This is a genomic window from Mesobacillus zeae (assembly GCF_003570705.1).
In the GTDB taxonomy this organism is placed as follows: Bacteria; Bacillota; Bacilli; order Bacillales; family Cytobacillaceae; genus Mesobacillus_C; species Mesobacillus_C zeae.
In genome coordinates this window covers 1-15,287 of sequence record NZ_QWVT01000057.1, presented here as the reverse complement: position 1 = coordinate 15,287, position 15,287 = coordinate 1, and the positions used below count along the sequence as shown (strand labels likewise).

Here is a 15,287-nt window from a genome sequence, read left to right as displayed (position 1 = left end):
GAGACTCAGAGAGTTTTACGATAAGAAACGTGAAGAAGGAAAACCCTTTAGAGTGGCGATTATTGCATGTGTTAATAAGCTCTTACATTGGATTTATGCTTTATTGAAAAGCAATAAACCTTTCCAAGATTTAGCATGATTAAGCAATCTGACTAAATAACCTAAAACCTTCCAACTAAGAGAATAAGGAAGGTTATTTAGTATGTGTACTTTTAGTATAGCATGAAGTATTTTTAGTTTTTATTGAAAAATGTTGACAAACTATTAGCTGGTTTAATTGAATAAATCTGTTCCAGCTCCACTAGTATTAATACCATTTTGCTGTGTAACTTCCCCTAACATCTCAGCTTGTTTATGTTCATCAGGTGTAGTCATTCCAGACTTCTTTTCAAAATAAATTGCAATACCACCAACAATGAAGACAGGTATCAGCATATATAACCAGATCATAAAAACACCTCCAAAATAATATATACTTATGCTTTTATTTATTATATCGTTAATTTTTCCTTTTTTTTACAACTATTTCTTATTCTAATCTGTATAGTTGGTAAAAAACTCCGCTCTAACATTTTTGTTTTGCTTTTTTTCTGAAGTCTAGGCGACTTCAGCTTGGCTCGTGTTTCTGTCCTTATTTTTTAAGAAGAATACTTGAAATACAGAGAGGAGCAGGGTTGTACCTGCAATTGCTAATAACCATGAGACCTCAGGCATCAGATCGCCGGCTCCATAAATGATTGTATGGTATCCATTAGCCACATACGTTGCCGGGAGATATACGCCGATCGCCTGGAAAAAGTCAGGCAGCATATTTACTGGGACAATCGCTCCGCAGGTCACTAATTGCAAAGATAAAGCAATAATATTGAAGAGCATTCCTGGGTTTCCAAAAACGACGACAAAAAGCTGTGAGAAACAAAGAAAGGAGAAGAAGGTAAACGATTGGAAAAGCCATGTTTCCGTAAAAGATGACTGTAACTCAACTTGAAAGAGCAAAAGGAAACTAACAGTGATTAATGATAGTAACAGAGACCATACAACATTGATGCTTTGTCTCACAGCGAAGGATTTCCACTTGCATTTGATTACATATCTACTTGCTTGCTGCAACTGCATGCTCATCACCATGGCGCCAACAAAGGAAGCTAGGACGATCATCAAAGGGACCATGGTAAAAGAAAAATTATTGACTGAATTAGATTGAACAATTGTGTTTTTTACAGGGTGGTTATTGATTTGTTTAACGGCTTCAGATATACGAGGTATAATTTCGCTCACTGGTGAAGTTGGTTGTGCATTCTGGGGAGGAATTACTTGTTGAAGTGAAGCGCTAATAGCGTCTCTTTTTGTAAGGAAAACCTGTGAGTTTATTTGATCTCCGATGTCTTTGGCGATCGTTTCCATCGCTCTTGCGGTAAGCATTGAAGTGGATTGATTTATATAGTATGTAATCTCTGTTTGTTTATTAGACATGAGATTCTGTGAAAAGTCCTTAGGGATATGGATGATCATGTCAATCTTGTTGTTATCCATGTCCTTTTGGGATTCTTCCAAAGACTCGCCTGAGGTGATGTTTACAGCAGTTATCCTCTTTTTCATTTCTTCACTTAGCGTTGCCCCCTGCTGTTTATCTTCATTTACCAAACCGATATGAAGATTTCCTGTTCTGTCAGTCACACCATTGTAGGCCGTGAGCCAAACAATAATAAAAACCAACTGAAAGATTAATGCGGCCCCCAGTCCAATCAAAGTTTCAGGCCGTTTTAAATAGAGTTGCAATGTTTCCAATAATACCACTCCTTTTCTTGATTTTCCCATATAATTTATTCGACTAAAGCAGTGAAAATTCCTCTATAAGCATACGATTAATGGTAAATTGCTTCTTTCGGACTAATAAAGGAAAATAAAAATGGCGTATGAGATGGCATACGTCATTTTTATATTGTTATACAGCCTTTCCTTCAGGTTCAACCTTTGTTTTAATCAGTCCTTGTTTATTTACTAAAATTAAACCAACAATGATAATGCCCATTCCTACGATTGAAGCAATGCTTAATTTATGTCCGTAAATGAAGTAATCTAAAAGCGCGGTTAATGGAGGAACACAATAAAATAAGCTTGTAACTTTCGTAAGGTTGCCTTTTTGAATCATATAAAACAGAAGCATGGAAGCGCCTATTGAAATGACAAGCGTCATCCACAGAAGGGCAAACCAGAATGTAAAGGTCCAGCTAATAGTGGTCTTTTCAACAAGGGGCGTTAAGATCAGGAGAGCCGCTGCACCTCCCGTATATTGAATGGCCATATTTGTTGGCATGCTTACAGTAATCCTTTTTTGCATAAGAGTTCCAACTGTGATGCAAGCAAGTGAAAGGATGGCATAACCAATCCCAGCGATGGTGAATTTCCCCACAAACAGGCTGCTTCCTACCACGAATGTTAACCCAGAGATTCCAAGTAATAATCCAGTCCATTGGTATACACTTGTTTTATTTTTTGACGAAATTGCTGTAAGAATCGGCTGCGCCCCGAGTATGATTGACAAAACGCCTGGTGAAATGTCAAAGTCCAGGGATAAAAAGAAAAAGATTTGATATCCGGCCTGCAATAACAAACCTGTAAGAATGATATATCTCCATTGGGCAAGTTTTCGGGGGATAGGGGACTTGATAAGAATGCATATGCTCCACATAATGGCCGTTGACAGAAAAAAGCGAATAGCTACATAACCAAATGGCGTGGAATCATGCAGACCGAGTTTTACAACAATTGCTCCGCTGCTCCATAAAAGTACAAACAACAAAGGGGCAACAAGTGTTAGAAATAGTTTGTTTGTTTTTTTTTCTTCCAAACCGACCAATCCTTTCAGTGAAAACTTCTGTTGAATATTATTTGTTTTTTCTTAATATTCAAATATATACTTTTTTATCGTTAATTCAATAATTTGTCAAGGGATTTAAGGATTATATATACTCATGAAAATATTGATACTATGAAAATAACCCGAAACAGAATGTTCGGGTCGTTTTTATGGTAAATATATATTTTTTCATCATGTGGATTCTCTGACAATCAGTTTGGTTGGCAGCCTTACTACTTCACGTTTCATCTCTGCATTTTTTCCCAAGTTTTTTATTAACTTTGCAGCAGCCTGTTGGCCAAGCTCTGCAATAGGGGTATCGATTGTTGTGATGGTGGGGGTTGTAACCTGGCAGATGAACTGGTTATCGTAGCCAATTACAGCCAAGTCATCAGGTACTCTGCAGCCTGCAACCATGGCCTTTTTTATAATTCCTGCAGCAACCTGGTCATTGCCGGTAAACATGGCTGTGGGCTTATCTGCCAAGGAGGACATTTCGGTAAAAACCCGAAAACCGTCTTGAATTGAAAATGCATGATCGAACATCCAGTCTTCCTCGCATTGAAGATCATTCTCTAATAATGCTTTTATAAACCCTTCTTTGCGAAGTTGTTGAGCCTGGCTGGAGGGAGTGTCACAACAAAACCCGATTTTTTTATGGCCTCTTTCGATTAAATGGGAAACCGCTTTGTATGCAGCATCAAACTCGTCATATCCAATAATGGGAACTGCCGCTGAATCATGATACTCGTTACACAACAGAATCGGCCCATATTTTAAAAAAGGTTTAATGGAACTCCATTCATTCTCAAGTGCACCCAAAATAATTCCGTCTACTTCTTTGTTTTTTAATAAATCGAGCATTTCCATTTCTGTAGCCACATTATAAAAAGTTTGGAAAATAAGAACCTTATAGTCTTTTTCTAATGCTTTGGAAGAAACACCTTTGATTAATTGTGAAAAGAAGGGGTGGTCAATGGCTGGAACAGAGATAGCCATTGTTTGAGATTTATTTGCCCTGAGCTGACGGGCAAGAGAGCTTGGTGTGTAATCAAGTTCTTTTATTACTTTTAAAACTTGATTTCGTTTTTCTTCAGAAACATACGGATGATGATTGAGTACTCGGGAAACCGTTGTTTTAGAGACGTTACACATTTTCGCGATTTCATCAATCTTAGTCATATAACCCACCCTTGAAAAATTGTATTGACATGTTACCGATACCAGACTGTAAGATGGAACAAAATTCTTTATATAATACAAAGAGTACTTATTTGATATTCTTACAAAAAAACAAAATTATTTCAAATTTTATTGGGGGTTATAATCATGTTATTAAAATTCAAAAATTCACATAAGCTGCTCCCATATGTAGAAAAGCCGAAGTATATGGTGTTTTGCGATTTTGATGAAACATACTATCCTCATAACATGACGGATGAGAGACGGAGACATTTACACGAGTTAGAAGACTACCTTGAGAAACAAAGCAATGAAGGAAAGCTCGTTATAGGCTGGGTTACCGGGAGCAGTATTGATTCTCTCCTGGCCAAGATGGAAAAGGGGGGGCTCAGGTTTTTCCCGCATTTCATTGCAAGTGATTTAGGGACGGAAATAACTTATTTCAGCGACGAGCGTTTTGGGGAGCAGGACTCGGAATGGCATTCAAGAATTGACGGAGGGGATTTTTCGATAAAAAAAATAGAAAAAATCGTTGATTTTTTACATAAAGATAATAATATTTTTCTTAACCCTCAAACTCAGTTGGGAAGTTCCCGATATAAACGAAATTTTTACTACCAAGAGCAGAATGAATCAGCTGACATGGAGAATTTAGCTCACATTAAAACTGTCTCGGAACAAAACAGAATGTTGGTGAATGTCAACCGCTGCAATCCCCTTGCAGGAGATCCTGGAGATAGTTATGATATTGACTTTATTCCATTAGGGACCGGAAAGGATGAAATCGTCCGGTTTATGCTCAAAAAATACGGCTTGCAGCCGGAACATGCCTTTGCATTCGGAGATAGTGGGAATGATCTGCGGATGCTCAGAGCGGTAAAGAATGGCTATTTAGTAGCAAACGCAACCAAGGAAGCAAAAAATGCACATCCAAAGCTGGCGCCAGAGGGGTATTCAAAAGGGATAATGGCCATTTTGGAATGCTTTATAGGGTGAATCTAAGAAAATGATAAACTATATTTATTGGGCTAATTGGTATGTGATTGCCAGCAGAATCATTTGTGCTCCAGTCATATTCATTAAAGATAAGGTTGATAGAATGAAGTCACCCGAAAAAACTGCAAACACATATTTAATTATTAGTGGAGAATTGTTTGTTTTGTGCCATCAAAAAATGCAGAGTTGCGCAAAGGAAAATGTAGAGTAATATTACTACTTTCGCGAAATTAAGGACCACCTGCCGCCAAAAAGAAATTATGATATAATGTTTGTTGTTATGAGTGTAAAAGTATAGAGGTTCTAGCTACCCTCTCTAAAAAACTAAGGAAACAGTGCCGCTGTTCTTAGTGGTGCTGTTTTTCTATTTAAGGGGAAATGATTAATGTTAAAAGATGAAAAAGCACTTGTTGTATTTAGTGGAGGACAAGACAGCACAACCTGCCTCTTTTGGGCTCTTGAGACTTTCAGGGAAGTGGAAGCGGTGACGTTTGATTATAATCAAAGGCACCATCAGGAAATACAGTGCGCCCAGGCGATTGCAAAGGAATTCGGCATCGTTCATCATACCCTGGATATGTCGCTGCTAAATCAACTGGCGCCGAATGCGTTAACGCGTCCGGATATAGAAGTGGCGGACGGAAAAGAAGGAGAACTGCCCTCAACTTTTGTTCCTGGCCGGAACCTAGTCTTCCTTTCCTTTGCTGGCATTTTGGCTCGGCAAACCGGAGCGAAGCATGTGGTAACAGGTGTATGTGAAACAGATTTCAGCGGATATCCCGACTGCAGGGATGTTTTCGTTAAATCGCTTAATGTGACCTTAAATCTATCGATGGCTGATGAGTTTGTGATCCATACGCCATTGATGTGGCTAAATAAAGCAGAAACATGGAAGCTTGCAGATGATCTTGGCAGGCTGGATTTTGTCAGGGAAAGAACGCTGACTTGCTATAACGGAATCATTGCTGACGGCTGCGGGGAATGTCCGGCCTGTAAGCTAAGGAAAAATGGCCTTGAAGAATACCTGCTTTCCAGAAAGGGGGAGTAGGTATGTACGGCTTTCGCATTGTTGATAAGCTTCAGAAAATAGATGAAGATATAAAAATAGATCAGTTAAAGTATCATCACAAACGCGTTCTTGTCAGTAAGGAATTCACCTTCGATTCAGCACATCACTTGCATCACTATGAAGGGAAATGCAAGAATCTTCATGGCCATACCTACCGTGTCATTTTTGGATTAAGCGGATATGTCGATGAGCGGGGAATCATGATAGACTTTGGTGATATAAAAGAAATTTGGAAGTCCGAAATCGAAATCTTTCTTGATCATAAATATTTGAATGAAACACTTCCGCCAATGAATACAACTGCCGAAAACATGGTCGTTTGGATTTATGAAAAAATGTCGGAGGGACTCCAAAGAGAAGACAGAATGAGCAAATATGCTGAGGCAAGAGTAGAGTTTGTCAGGCTTTTTGAAACTCCGACAAGCTATGCAGAGGCAAGGCGGGAGTGGATGGAGCATGAGTAAAATACCGGTGATTGAAATATTCGGCCCAACGATACAAGGTGAAGGCATGGTGATTGGGCAAAAAACGATGTTCGTCCGCACTGCCGGCTGTGACTATTCTTGCTCTTGGTGCGACTCGTCCTTTACATGGGACGGTTCGGGAAACCATCTCGTGAGGCAGATGGGGGCCGAAGAAATTTGGAATGAACTGGAAGGGTATGGTGGAGACTGCTTTTCATTCGTGACGATATCTGGAGGCAATCCGGCATTGCTGAAAAACCTGGGAAGTCTCATTGCTTTGCTCAAGCAGAAGGGCATCAAAATTGGGCTGGAGACACAAGGAAGCAAATGGCAGGATTGGTTTTACGATATCGATGAACTGACAATTTCGCCAAAACCGCCAAGTTCGAAAATGGAAACGGATTTTGAAAAGCTAGACACGATTGTCAGCCGACTGGATGGGTCCGGCCGCATCAGCTTGAAAGTCGTGGTCTTCGATGAGCAAGATTATTCATATGCCAAAAAGGTTCATCAAAGGTATCATCATGTGCCTTTCTTTTTACAAGTGGGGAACGCGGATATCACAACAGAAGATCGATCTAGTCTTGTTAAAGAGCTGCTGCTCCAATACGAGCAGCTCATCAACAATGTGGTTAAAGACCCTGGATTAAATGAAGTGAAAGTACTGCCCCAATTGCACACTCTTTTGTGGGGAAACAAAAGGGGAGTTTGATTGAAGTAATGAATGATACCCGTAAGACATTAAAAGCGAATGGAATTTCTGTGCTTTTAATTGTTGGGGAAATGTTAAGCGGCTGCTCCAATGTTGGGCAGCCGCTTTTGTATGGTATCAATCAGTCTTCTTCACATGAATCAATTCGAATTTTTCACAGACCAGCTTAATATCTTCGGAAAATATCAGTCCATTTGTTTTGAAAGCTTCGCTGAAAAATCTTGTATGTTCTTCTTTCCAGTAACGGTAGCTTCTGTCTCCTTCTCCTTCAGCTGCTGCGAAATCTTCAGGTACTTCATTCATTGGCATGATAGTAACGTCAACAATTCTGATGATTGCAAGGGGGTTATTGTTCCGGTTAAGAATGAGATCATAAATTATCCTTTATTAATCAGATTAAAAACGACTCATACATGCGATACTTAGAACAAAAACAGTCACAATTATTGGCTGCTTCTTTAAAAAAGGCTATCCAGAAACCATCGTTTCTGGGTTTATTTAAGAAAACCGAAGAGATAAATCTTGAGGAAATGTCTAAACAATTAGATGTAGATCTTAAGTTAAAAATGGATAGCGAAGTTCAGGATAGGATTAAGAAACAAAATATGGAGATAGAGAAGTTAGAAGAGGAGAAAGAAAAATTAACTTTATCAATTGAGCAAGAAAAAGAATTGTCTAAGACATATCAAATTACAAAGGAAAAAAAACCTAAATTCCTTGAATTAGATGATAAATAAAGGTTGTACATTGCGAACATATGTTTTATAATTTTATTTAAAATAGTAAGGTAGATTGGGGTGAGCTAAATGTTTCTGTTGATGAAAGAGAAAACTGAGAAAATCTTAACCAATGCAGTTGTCACGGCTACAGCTTTAGCTCTAGTTATGGCCATAGCAATAACTTTTATGAACCATTAATAATGAACATGGCTCAATTCCTGTAGTTCCGGAATAGGGTCATTTTTTTTTGCAGGGACTGATTATCTTGTTGACAGTGTACGAGCATTTGATGAAGCCCTTAACTGCAAATAAAAGAAAGTAAACTAGATATTTAGGGTACATTTGTACTCTAATATATAAAACAAATGGATATAAAATAAAACCAGCAGTTAAGCTGTTAAGTAACAATAAAGTTGTTTCATATTGATGAATTCAAGACCCCAACTGTTCGTCAGATAGGGATAGGAGGTATATAAGCTAGAGAATGTATTCAAGCTAAAGAGCTCATATGCTATTCGTATTTACGAGCTCTTGAAACAGTATGAAAAGCTTAAAGAACGAGTCTTTCTTCTTGTTGATCTGCGCAAAATGCTTGGTGCTGAAGATTTTTATCCTGCATATGGCAATTTTAAGCAGCGTGTATTAGTACCAGCACAAAAAGAACTTAAGAAGAAAACGGATATTTCTTTTGAAATAGAGGAAATCAAAGAAGGAAGACAGGTTGAGAAAATTAAATTTATTATTAGGGGTCACCATATCAAAAAAAGAAAATTGTACGTTTAGACACAATTTAGACACGAAACAACCGATTCCTTGTACGTTAAGAAATCTATAAAAGCGTTGCTGATACCACCTGGAAAGTAGGAATCACTACTTTTAAATTTTAAGTTATTAAATCCGATTGGCCACAGTTAAATTTAGGACACATAAAGCAGAGATAGGACCTCGTCGTACTATTCACAACCGTCGAATTTATCACTAGTGTTCCAAAACCAAAATGAAATTCGAAATAGTTATAAAAAAATGATTTGAGACCCAAAGTGGTAGTGTCTCAATTTTTATATTTATTGGACAGATGATTACTCCAAAATCGACGGATGCTCTTTCTACCCCATGGAGATGTGGCGATCGCCCTTATAGAGCCTGTATCTAATCTCGTTTACTGATGAAATCTTTGTAAGCCACAATTTTATATTCAAGCATCTCATCTGCAGCTTTTAACGTTCTGATTTGTTTCTTAATAGAGTCTTTATGTTCTTCTAAAAGGCTTAATCGCTCTAGTGTGGTATGTTCTCCTTTTAAAACTAATGAAGCATACTTCTTTATTTTCGCGATAGGCATTTGTGTTTCTTTTAACTTGATAACAAATTGTAGCCATTTAATATGTGTATCGTTATATCGCCTGTCTCCGCTGGCATCACGAACAGGAATTATAATTTTTTCCTTTTCGTAATACCGTAATGTATGTGTACTTATCCCTAAAATTTTAGCCACTTCACCAATGGTGTGCATAAGAAACCTCCACATTAATTTTTCTCTTGACTTAGAGTTTACTCTAATCATTATAATCAACTCATAGTTCGTTCACAATAAAATCAATTGGATAAAATTCAGGAGGAATTTATATGAAATATACAGTTATTACGGGTGCCAGTTCAGGAATTGGGTATGAAACGGCTCTTGCTTTTGCGGCTCGCGGAAAAAACTTAATCATAGCAGCTCGCAGAACGGAGGAATTGGAAAAGCTAAAATCAAAAGTGGCTGACATTAACGCAGACCTGGATGTTGTCATTCGAACTGTTGACTTATCTGTTACTGTAAATGTTTATGATTTCTACGAAAGTCTTCAGGATTATCAGATTGAGACCTGGATCAACAATGCTGGGTTTGGAAACTTTGCTTCCGTTGGGGAACAAAATTTAAATAAAATTGAGACGATGCTTCACTTGAATATTGAAGCCTTAACCGTTCTGTCCTCTCTTTATGTACGTGACTATGCAGATGTTAAAGGAACGCAAATCATCAATATTTCTTCAGGAGGAGGCTACCTGATTGTTGCTGATGCTGTGACCTACTGCGCGACAAAGTTCTATGTAAGTGCCTTTACAGAAGGGCTAGCACAAGAATTGAAAGGAAAAGGAGCAGCCATGCAAGCAAAAGTCTTGGCTCCTGCTGCAACAGAGACCGAATTTGCGAAACGCTCCTATGATGTTGATAATTTTGAATATAATGGTGTTGTTCCTAAGTTCCATACAGCTGAACAAATGGCCGGTTTCTTGCTCGATTTATATGACAGTAAGAAGGTGGTAGGAATTGTGAATGGAGAAACGTATGACTTTGAATTAAGAGATCCGATTTATCCGTATGTGACGAGGACAAAAAACTAGTTTTTGAAAATCCGAACATAACAAAAAGCCGATAGTTCCTTAGCGTATATTTTCATTAAAATGTGGCGGTACCCCTAGTAAATCTTTTGTATTTACGATGGATATACTAAAAAAAGGGATAAAGGAAGAAATCTTGCTGAATGTGTAAGGATTGATATCTTTATCAAGGAATAATACGGAAGAAAAATGCGATTTAGATAGTGAAGGAGATTTAAAATCATGGATAAATTTCAAGCAATTAAAAATAATCATTTAGCTTTAACACAATATCATCGTTGGTATCAAGTATATGAAGTTCCGCTTAACAAAGCTCGTCTAGAAAACCAGTTAGACATTTTAGAGGATGAAATTGAAATTTCATCTCAAGCTGGAACTACGAAAGGGAAAATTGGTTTAGAAGATAGATTAAAAATGTTTGAAGGATGGCAAAATGCGCATCATGTTGAAAACACATCAATCAAACAGTTGAACGATGAGGAACTTTCATTAGAAGCGGATATCCTTTATCAAAACATACGTTCAGATAATAGTAGATACAGCTATAAAATTCATTATTCAACAATTCTGAAACTTCGAGATAACGACTTACCTCTTTTTACAAAGGTCCATTTAGAACCAACAGGTAATGTAGAAAATCCACAATTTAAATCTGCCTATTCAGAAAATAGAGCAAAATCATTTATGCATTACTGGTTATATTTAATGGAAACAGCATCTGTGAACAGTGACAAATTCAAAGAACTATTAGCAGACCAATTTGAGTTGAATTTAAGTACGACTTCTAAAGTTAATACATTAAAAGGATTTAATGAATGGTTAGCAACTATTTCGAATCAAGTAAAACAAAGCGGACATTATCCGAAAAACTTCTCAGTTACAGAAAATGTAGATAACACGATAAATGTTTCTGTAGATTTTGAATGGGAAGGTATTTCTGTTGAGAATAAGCCAATGATTGCGGAAACACATCATGAATGGATACTTGAAAATAATTTAGATGAGCGATTTGCTCGTATGAAAATGATGAATGTAATTCAAACAAAGCCATTTCAAACAGTAGAATAATTTAAAATATAGCCTTTTTCTTTTATGATAGGTAAAAGAAAAAGGCTATATGCACGACACGAACAAAAAAAGAACTGGATATTGGCTATTACTTCAAAGAAAAGCAGAGATCGCCAGCAATTAACTTGTTTGAAGGTAACTTAGAGGAATTTCAGGCGAAAAGTTCATTTACCGAGAATGCAAAAAAACTGGCAATGCAGATGGGATTTAAAATATCAAATAACGTTCTAGCTTCGTGGGAAAAACATGGACAAGAACGAGTTATAGTAGTGCTTGAACAGGTTAAGGGAAAGCCCCGCATCAAAAACCATATAGGATACATAACGTATTTGCTTAACAATAACGAGAAATTTAAAATAAAATTATAAGGAGAATATTAATCCTCATGAAAAAACAAAATTTATTTTTATTATTAACTACTTTAATATCTATATTTTTATTAGTAGGGGTACCGTCAGGAAAATGCGGATTTACAACGTTAAGGAATTTTCAATACTAAAAAGCCCAACTTCACCTTTAATTAATAGAGAAATTGGGTTTTTTCATTAAAAACCATGCTTTGACATTGTCTAAAGCATGGTAATTATTTAAACTAATATAAATCTGCTAAGTTGATTTTTTTAGCTCATCTATTTATTGAATTCATTAACTGGAAGAAGTATTCAGGTTTATAAGTCTTATTTAGGTTATACCATGAATGTAATGTATCTGGTGCAAATACATCTAATTTTTTAAATACTTCCATCGTAAATTCCAGAGGCGCAACCCCTGATGCAGTAACCAAATTCTCACCAGATACCGCAGGTCTCATCTCATAATATTTTTCTCCTTTATAATTAGGGCAGACCATTTTAATATACTCTAAGTCATTGCTTGTGTGTTTTCTAGAATCTAAGTATCCCATATTCGCAAGAGCCTCAGTTGCACCACAAATTGCAGCAACAATAGTGCCAAGCTTTAAAGCTTGGCCAATTCTTTCCAAGATAGGTTGATGAATTTCTTCACTCCAAGTAGTCCCTCCTGGTAAAATTAAAAGATCTTTACTCTCAAGAGTACATTCATCAAGGGAAATATCTGGTTTTATGCTCAGTCCTCCCATAGTAGTAATCATTTCTTTATTAGCTCCTACTGTAATTACTTTTAAAGGTGCTAAATCTTTTTTAAAATATCTTCCTGAGTTTAGTTCAGCAATTAAATATCCATATTCCCAGTCCGACATTGTATTAAATACATATAGAAAAACTTTTTTTGTTTGCATCCAATAACACTCCCAATCACAATTTATATAGCAATTATAAGATAACTTCCCTGACAGCTAACGTCAGGGAAGTTATCATACTTGATGAAATTTTATTAATTCCGACAGAACTTCAATAAGTCTTTTCTTTAGACTTATTGGCTCGATAATTTGAATAGATTTACCGTACGGTAAAAGTAAATAAGGTATATATGTATGTACTATATCTTTTTCAAGAAGGAAAACTGCTTGATTTGAATTTCGTTCATGTAAATAATGTCCTAAAAACCAATGTTGGCAAACATCATTCAGCGTACTTTCATTTCCATTAATAACTAAAGAAGTAATCCCTTCCTTATCTTCTATAGTTGGAAGGAGGTTTTTCATAAAAAAGTCACGTGCTGAAAAGTTTTCTGGCCGGTTAAACTTATTTTCGGTTAGCATTAGACTTTCAATTCGATCTACTCTAAAACTACGGATATCATTCCTAAGATGACAAAATCCAATCACATACCACTTATTATTCCAATAGATAATTCTGTACGGATCGACCAATCTATAATTTAATTGCTTTTCGCCACTTTTATGGTAAAGAATTTTTACTGAGTACCCGTCAGCTACAGCCTGCTCCAACTCCTTCAAAAAAGGTTCCATAGAGAGTGAACTTAATCGACTTATTACTTCAAGACTAGTTAAATGTTGGTTTATCTTTGTTTCCTGCTCTTGATTTGAGTATTTACTTAGTTTTGAAATGGCCCTATTTAGTGCTTCACCTCCATAATATCCGGCTTCTTCTGCAAAAACAGCAGCGTGAAATAGTGAAGTTTGCTCTTCAAAATCAAAAAAAAGAGGAGCCTCAATAAAATTGTTCAATAAAGTGTACCCACCGTTATGTCCTGGTTCTGAAATTATAGGTACGCCACTTGTTGAAATTGTATCAATATAACGATACACAGTCCTTATATTCATCTCTAACTTTTCTGAAATTTGTTTTGCAGTAATTTTTTCACCTGAACGAAGCATCCATAGAATTGCTAACATATTGTCAATTTTAGGCATATAATTCCACCTCTATATGGAATTTATTTTCTATTATATATTTCCGATTTTTGGTATATCTCATCAAATGTTCCTTTCCGATAGCTTTCTATATAATGAGGCCCTAGACACATTTGTGATTTCATTTTTCTTGTTGATGTATAGATAAAAAATCAACTCTATCTTGCATTTTATCAATTGTGTCTCTAATACCGCCGGAAAGATTTAAGTAAAATTTCTTTTTTATTGATTCATACTCAATATCGAATGGAAGAGAAATATAATGTCTTAATGCATGAATGGAAAAAAATATAGAAACAGTCTCATCCTCACTAAATACGATGGGAGGAAGAATTCTTTCATTTAAGACTTGATAACCTCCATGTGGACCTGCTTCTGAGTACAATGGTACTTCCATCTCACTTAATTCTTGCAAATCCCTCAAAATGGTTCTTTTTGATACCCCAAATTCTTGTGCTAGTTCCCTGAGGGTAAATCTTTTTTTTCGATTAACCATCATTATCATTTCATTTAATCTTTTTGCTCTAGATATGCATATTTCCCCAAAAAATAACAGTGACATAAATTGTCACCATTATAATATATAATCACAAATAGATAAAGAATAAGGGGGATGATAGTTTAAATAAAATTTTTAAAAAAACTATATGGAAAGGAAATATTAAAATTACAACTTATCTCATTTATCTGATGACTCAATGGAAGCGCAAAATAAGAACAAATGTTTCTCGATGTGTCTTTGAAAATAAATTATGGAGGAATTATATATGTATATAACAATTTTAGACTTCATTAAAGAATGGAACAACGAAGTCATATTAACTCTAAACGTTTTAGATGGTTTAACAGATGATTCATTAAAACAACAAGTTTATCCAGAAGGTCGTACTTTAGGAAGAATTGCATGGCACTTAACAACAAATATTCCGGAATATTTAGCTCATTTCGGGTTGAAGATCGATGAAGTAGAAAATGCGGAAAATGTCCCAACTTCTGCTAAAGAAATTGCTGAAACCTTTAAAAATGTAAGTTCTAATGCAGCCAAAGCCATTGAACAACAATGGAAAGACGAAGCTTTGAAGGAAGTGCAAATTGCATTTGGGAGGGAAGAAACAAATGCTCAAATTTTAATGGGACTAATCAAGCATACTATTCATCATCGCGGACAAATGACTGTTCTTATGCGTCAAGCAGGATTAAAACCATTTGGAGTTTATGGACCGCCAAAAGAAGATTGGGTCCATTTTGGAGTAGAAAACCCACCTCTTTAATAATATTGTGCTAAACGGAAGCGTTGATCCGCGAAGGATTAACGCTTCTTTTTGTTGAATTTATTGAACGGGGTGCATTAGTTGAAGAAGCTAAAGGTAGCGATCATAATCATTATTCTGATCTTCTGCAATCGGGCGCTTTAATGGAATAAATGAAGAGCACATATTAGTCATGTATAATATGTGCTCTTCTTTATTTTTTAAGGGTTTTTTTTATTTAGGTCTTGATAATATGGGAGCGTCAATAATTTTGTGTAAATGACGAA

The 15,287-nt window shown here is 36.2% G+C and carries 17 protein-coding genes, 3 pseudogenes and 1 riboswitch; of the genes and pseudogenes, 11 read left to right on the top strand and 9 right to left on the bottom strand.

Annotated elements, in window-relative coordinates; all coding sequences use genetic code 11:
• Positions 1-139 (top strand): annotated as a pseudogene (locus tag D1970_RS21425) (IS110 family transposase); the annotation flags it as partial.
• 134 nt (positions 140-273) lie between these two features.
• Here the strand turns inward: D1970_RS21425 and D1970_RS22575 are convergent.
• The 4 genes from D1970_RS22575 to D1970_RS21410 all read right to left on the bottom strand — a co-directional run bounded on the left by D1970_RS22575 (position 274) and on the right by D1970_RS21410 (position 4,042).
• The gene (locus tag D1970_RS22575; RefSeq protein WP_181213499.1) at positions 274-450 is read right to left on the bottom strand and encodes a hypothetical protein; all 177 of its coding nucleotides are present in this window, start codon (positions 448-450) and stop codon (positions 274-276) included.
• 147 nt (positions 451-597) lie between these two features.
• The gene (locus tag D1970_RS21420; protein ID WP_181213498.1) at positions 598-1,788 is read right to left on the bottom strand and encodes a YhgE/Pip domain-containing protein; all 1,191 of its coding nucleotides are present in this window, start codon (positions 1,786-1,788) and stop codon (positions 598-600) included.
• A 157-nt stretch (positions 1,789-1,945) separates the two neighbouring features.
• Entirely contained in the window at positions 1,946-2,851 is a 906-nt protein-coding gene (locus tag D1970_RS21415) for a DMT family transporter (protein ID WP_142921047.1), read from the bottom strand.
• A gap of 201 nt (positions 2,852-3,052) precedes the next feature.
• Positions 3,053-4,042, bottom strand: coding sequence for a LacI family DNA-binding transcriptional regulator (locus D1970_RS21410; protein WP_119114878.1), 990 nt, complete (start codon positions 4,040-4,042; stop codon positions 3,053-3,055).
• A gap of 147 nt (positions 4,043-4,189) precedes the next feature.
• Here D1970_RS21410 and D1970_RS21405 point away from each other — a divergent pair, with 147 nt between their 5' ends.
• The 4 genes from D1970_RS21405 (at position 4,190) to queE (ending at position 7,283) form a co-directional block, all read left to right on the top strand.
• Positions 4,190-5,038, top strand: a complete 849-nt coding sequence (locus D1970_RS21405) for an HAD-IIB family hydrolase (protein ID WP_119114877.1) — start codon at positions 4,190-4,192, stop codon at positions 5,036-5,038.
• A gap of 291 nt (positions 5,039-5,329) precedes the next feature.
• A riboswitch (PreQ1 riboswitch) is annotated at positions 5,330-5,372 on the top strand.
• Between the two features lie 51 nt (positions 5,373-5,423).
• Positions 5,424-6,086, top strand: a complete 663-nt coding sequence (gene queC / locus D1970_RS21395) for a 7-cyano-7-deazaguanine synthase QueC (RefSeq protein WP_119114875.1) — start codon at positions 5,424-5,426, stop codon at positions 6,084-6,086.
• A gap of 2 nt (positions 6,087-6,088) precedes the next feature.
• On the top strand, positions 6,089-6,571 hold the full coding sequence (gene queD, locus D1970_RS21390) for a 6-carboxytetrahydropterin synthase QueD (protein ID WP_119114874.1): 483 nt from the start codon (positions 6,089-6,091) through the stop codon (positions 6,569-6,571).
• The gene (gene queE, locus D1970_RS21385) at positions 6,564-7,283 is read left to right on the top strand and encodes a 7-carboxy-7-deazaguanine synthase QueE (RefSeq protein WP_119114873.1); all 720 of its coding nucleotides are present in this window, start codon (positions 6,564-6,566) and stop codon (positions 7,281-7,283) included. The genes queD and queE overlap by 8 nt, the downstream gene beginning before the upstream one ends.
• Positions 7,284-7,400: 117 nt before the next feature.
• Here queE and D1970_RS21380 read toward each other — a convergent pair whose 3' ends face one another.
• Positions 7,401-7,649, bottom strand: a complete 249-nt coding sequence (locus tag D1970_RS21380; protein ID WP_259339732.1) for an ASCH domain-containing protein — start codon at positions 7,647-7,649, stop codon at positions 7,401-7,403.
• Positions 7,650-7,696: 47 nt separating this feature from the next.
• Between D1970_RS21380 and D1970_RS21375 the strand changes: the two genes are divergently transcribed.
• Positions 7,697-8,020, top strand: a complete 324-nt coding sequence (locus tag D1970_RS21375; RefSeq protein ID WP_142921046.1) for a hypothetical protein — start codon at positions 7,697-7,699, stop codon at positions 8,018-8,020.
• Between the two features lie 453 nt (positions 8,021-8,473).
• Positions 8,474-8,776, top strand: a pseudogene (locus D1970_RS21370) (replication initiation protein); the annotation flags it as partial.
• 375 nt (positions 8,777-9,151) lie between these two features.
• Here D1970_RS21370 and D1970_RS21365 read toward each other — a convergent pair.
• Positions 9,152-9,514: a MerR family transcriptional regulator gene (locus D1970_RS21365; RefSeq protein ID WP_119114870.1), complete on the bottom strand. Its 363-nt coding sequence runs from the start codon at positions 9,512-9,514 to the stop codon at positions 9,152-9,154.
• 113 nt (positions 9,515-9,627) lie between these two features.
• On the opposite strand from D1970_RS21365, the gene D1970_RS21360 reads away from it, so the two are divergent.
• The 3 genes from D1970_RS21360 (at position 9,628) to D1970_RS21350 (ending at position 11,822) form a co-directional block, all read left to right on the top strand.
• Entirely contained in the window at positions 9,628-10,389 is a 762-nt protein-coding gene (locus D1970_RS21360) for an SDR family NAD(P)-dependent oxidoreductase (protein WP_119114869.1), read from the top strand.
• A gap of 219 nt (positions 10,390-10,608) precedes the next feature.
• The gene (locus D1970_RS21355; RefSeq protein WP_119114868.1) at positions 10,609-11,454 is read left to right on the top strand and encodes a hypothetical protein; all 846 of its coding nucleotides are present in this window, start codon (positions 10,609-10,611) and stop codon (positions 11,452-11,454) included.
• Positions 11,455-11,579: 125 nt separating this feature from the next.
• A complete protein-coding gene (locus D1970_RS21350) occupies positions 11,580-11,822 on the top strand; it encodes a hypothetical protein (protein WP_119114867.1) in 243 nt (80 codons plus the stop codon).
• A gap of 257 nt (positions 11,823-12,079) precedes the next feature.
• On the opposite strand, the gene D1970_RS21345 is transcribed toward D1970_RS21350, so the two are convergent.
• From D1970_RS21345 to D1970_RS21335, 3 genes and pseudogenes are all read right to left on the bottom strand, one after another.
• Positions 12,080-12,712, bottom strand: coding sequence for a type 1 glutamine amidotransferase family protein (locus tag D1970_RS21345; RefSeq protein ID WP_119114866.1), 633 nt, complete (start codon positions 12,710-12,712; stop codon positions 12,080-12,082).
• Positions 12,713-12,787: 75 nt separating this feature from the next.
• Positions 12,788-13,750, bottom strand: a complete 963-nt coding sequence (locus D1970_RS21340; protein WP_119114865.1) for a helix-turn-helix transcriptional regulator — start codon at positions 13,748-13,750, stop codon at positions 12,788-12,790.
• Positions 13,751-13,880: 130 nt separating this feature from the next.
• Positions 13,881-14,282 (bottom strand): annotated as a pseudogene (locus tag D1970_RS21335) (helix-turn-helix transcriptional regulator); the annotation flags it as partial.
• 235 nt (positions 14,283-14,517) lie between these two features.
• On the opposite strand from D1970_RS21335, the gene D1970_RS21330 reads away from it, so the two are divergent.
• A complete protein-coding gene (locus tag D1970_RS21330; RefSeq protein WP_119114864.1) occupies positions 14,518-15,021 on the top strand; it encodes a DinB family protein in 504 nt (167 codons plus the stop codon).
• Positions 15,022-15,287 lie beyond the last annotated feature (266 nt).

What these genes read in the sequence shown, in the direction of transcription:
- D1970_RS22575 (WP_181213499.1), bottom strand. Translation starts at nt 450, where the DNA reads ATGATCTGGTTATATATGCTGATACCTGTCTTCATTGTTGGTGGTATT.
- D1970_RS21410 (WP_119114878.1), bottom strand. Translation starts at nt 4,042, where the DNA reads ATGACTAAGATTGATGAAATCGCGAAAATGTGTAACGTCTCTAAAACA.
- D1970_RS21405 (WP_119114877.1), top strand. Translation starts at nt 4,190, where the DNA reads ATGTTATTAAAATTCAAAAATTCACATAAGCTGCTCCCATATGTAGAA.
- queC (WP_119114875.1), top strand. Translation starts at nt 5,424, where the DNA reads ATGTTAAAAGATGAAAAAGCACTTGTTGTATTTAGTGGAGGACAAGAC.
- queD (WP_119114874.1), top strand. Translation starts at nt 6,089, where the DNA reads ATGTACGGCTTTCGCATTGTTGATAAGCTTCAGAAAATAGATGAAGAT.
- queE (WP_119114873.1), top strand. Translation starts at nt 6,564, where the DNA reads ATGAGTAAAATACCGGTGATTGAAATATTCGGCCCAACGATACAAGGT.
- D1970_RS21375 (WP_142921046.1), top strand. Translation starts at nt 7,697, where the DNA reads ATGCGATACTTAGAACAAAAACAGTCACAATTATTGGCTGCTTCTTTA.
- D1970_RS21365 (WP_119114870.1), bottom strand. Translation starts at nt 9,514, where the DNA reads ATGCACACCATTGGTGAAGTGGCTAAAATTTTAGGGATAAGTACACAT.
- D1970_RS21360 (WP_119114869.1), top strand. Translation starts at nt 9,628, where the DNA reads ATGAAATATACAGTTATTACGGGTGCCAGTTCAGGAATTGGGTATGAA.
- D1970_RS21355 (WP_119114868.1), top strand. Translation starts at nt 10,609, where the DNA reads ATGGATAAATTTCAAGCAATTAAAAATAATCATTTAGCTTTAACACAA.
- D1970_RS21345 (WP_119114866.1), bottom strand. Translation starts at nt 12,712, where the DNA reads ATGCAAACAAAAAAAGTTTTTCTATATGTATTTAATACAATGTCGGAC.
- D1970_RS21340 (WP_119114865.1), bottom strand. Translation starts at nt 13,750, where the DNA reads ATGCCTAAAATTGACAATATGTTAGCAATTCTATGGATGCTTCGTTCA.
- D1970_RS21330 (WP_119114864.1), top strand. Translation starts at nt 14,518, where the DNA reads ATGTATATAACAATTTTAGACTTCATTAAAGAATGGAACAACGAAGTC.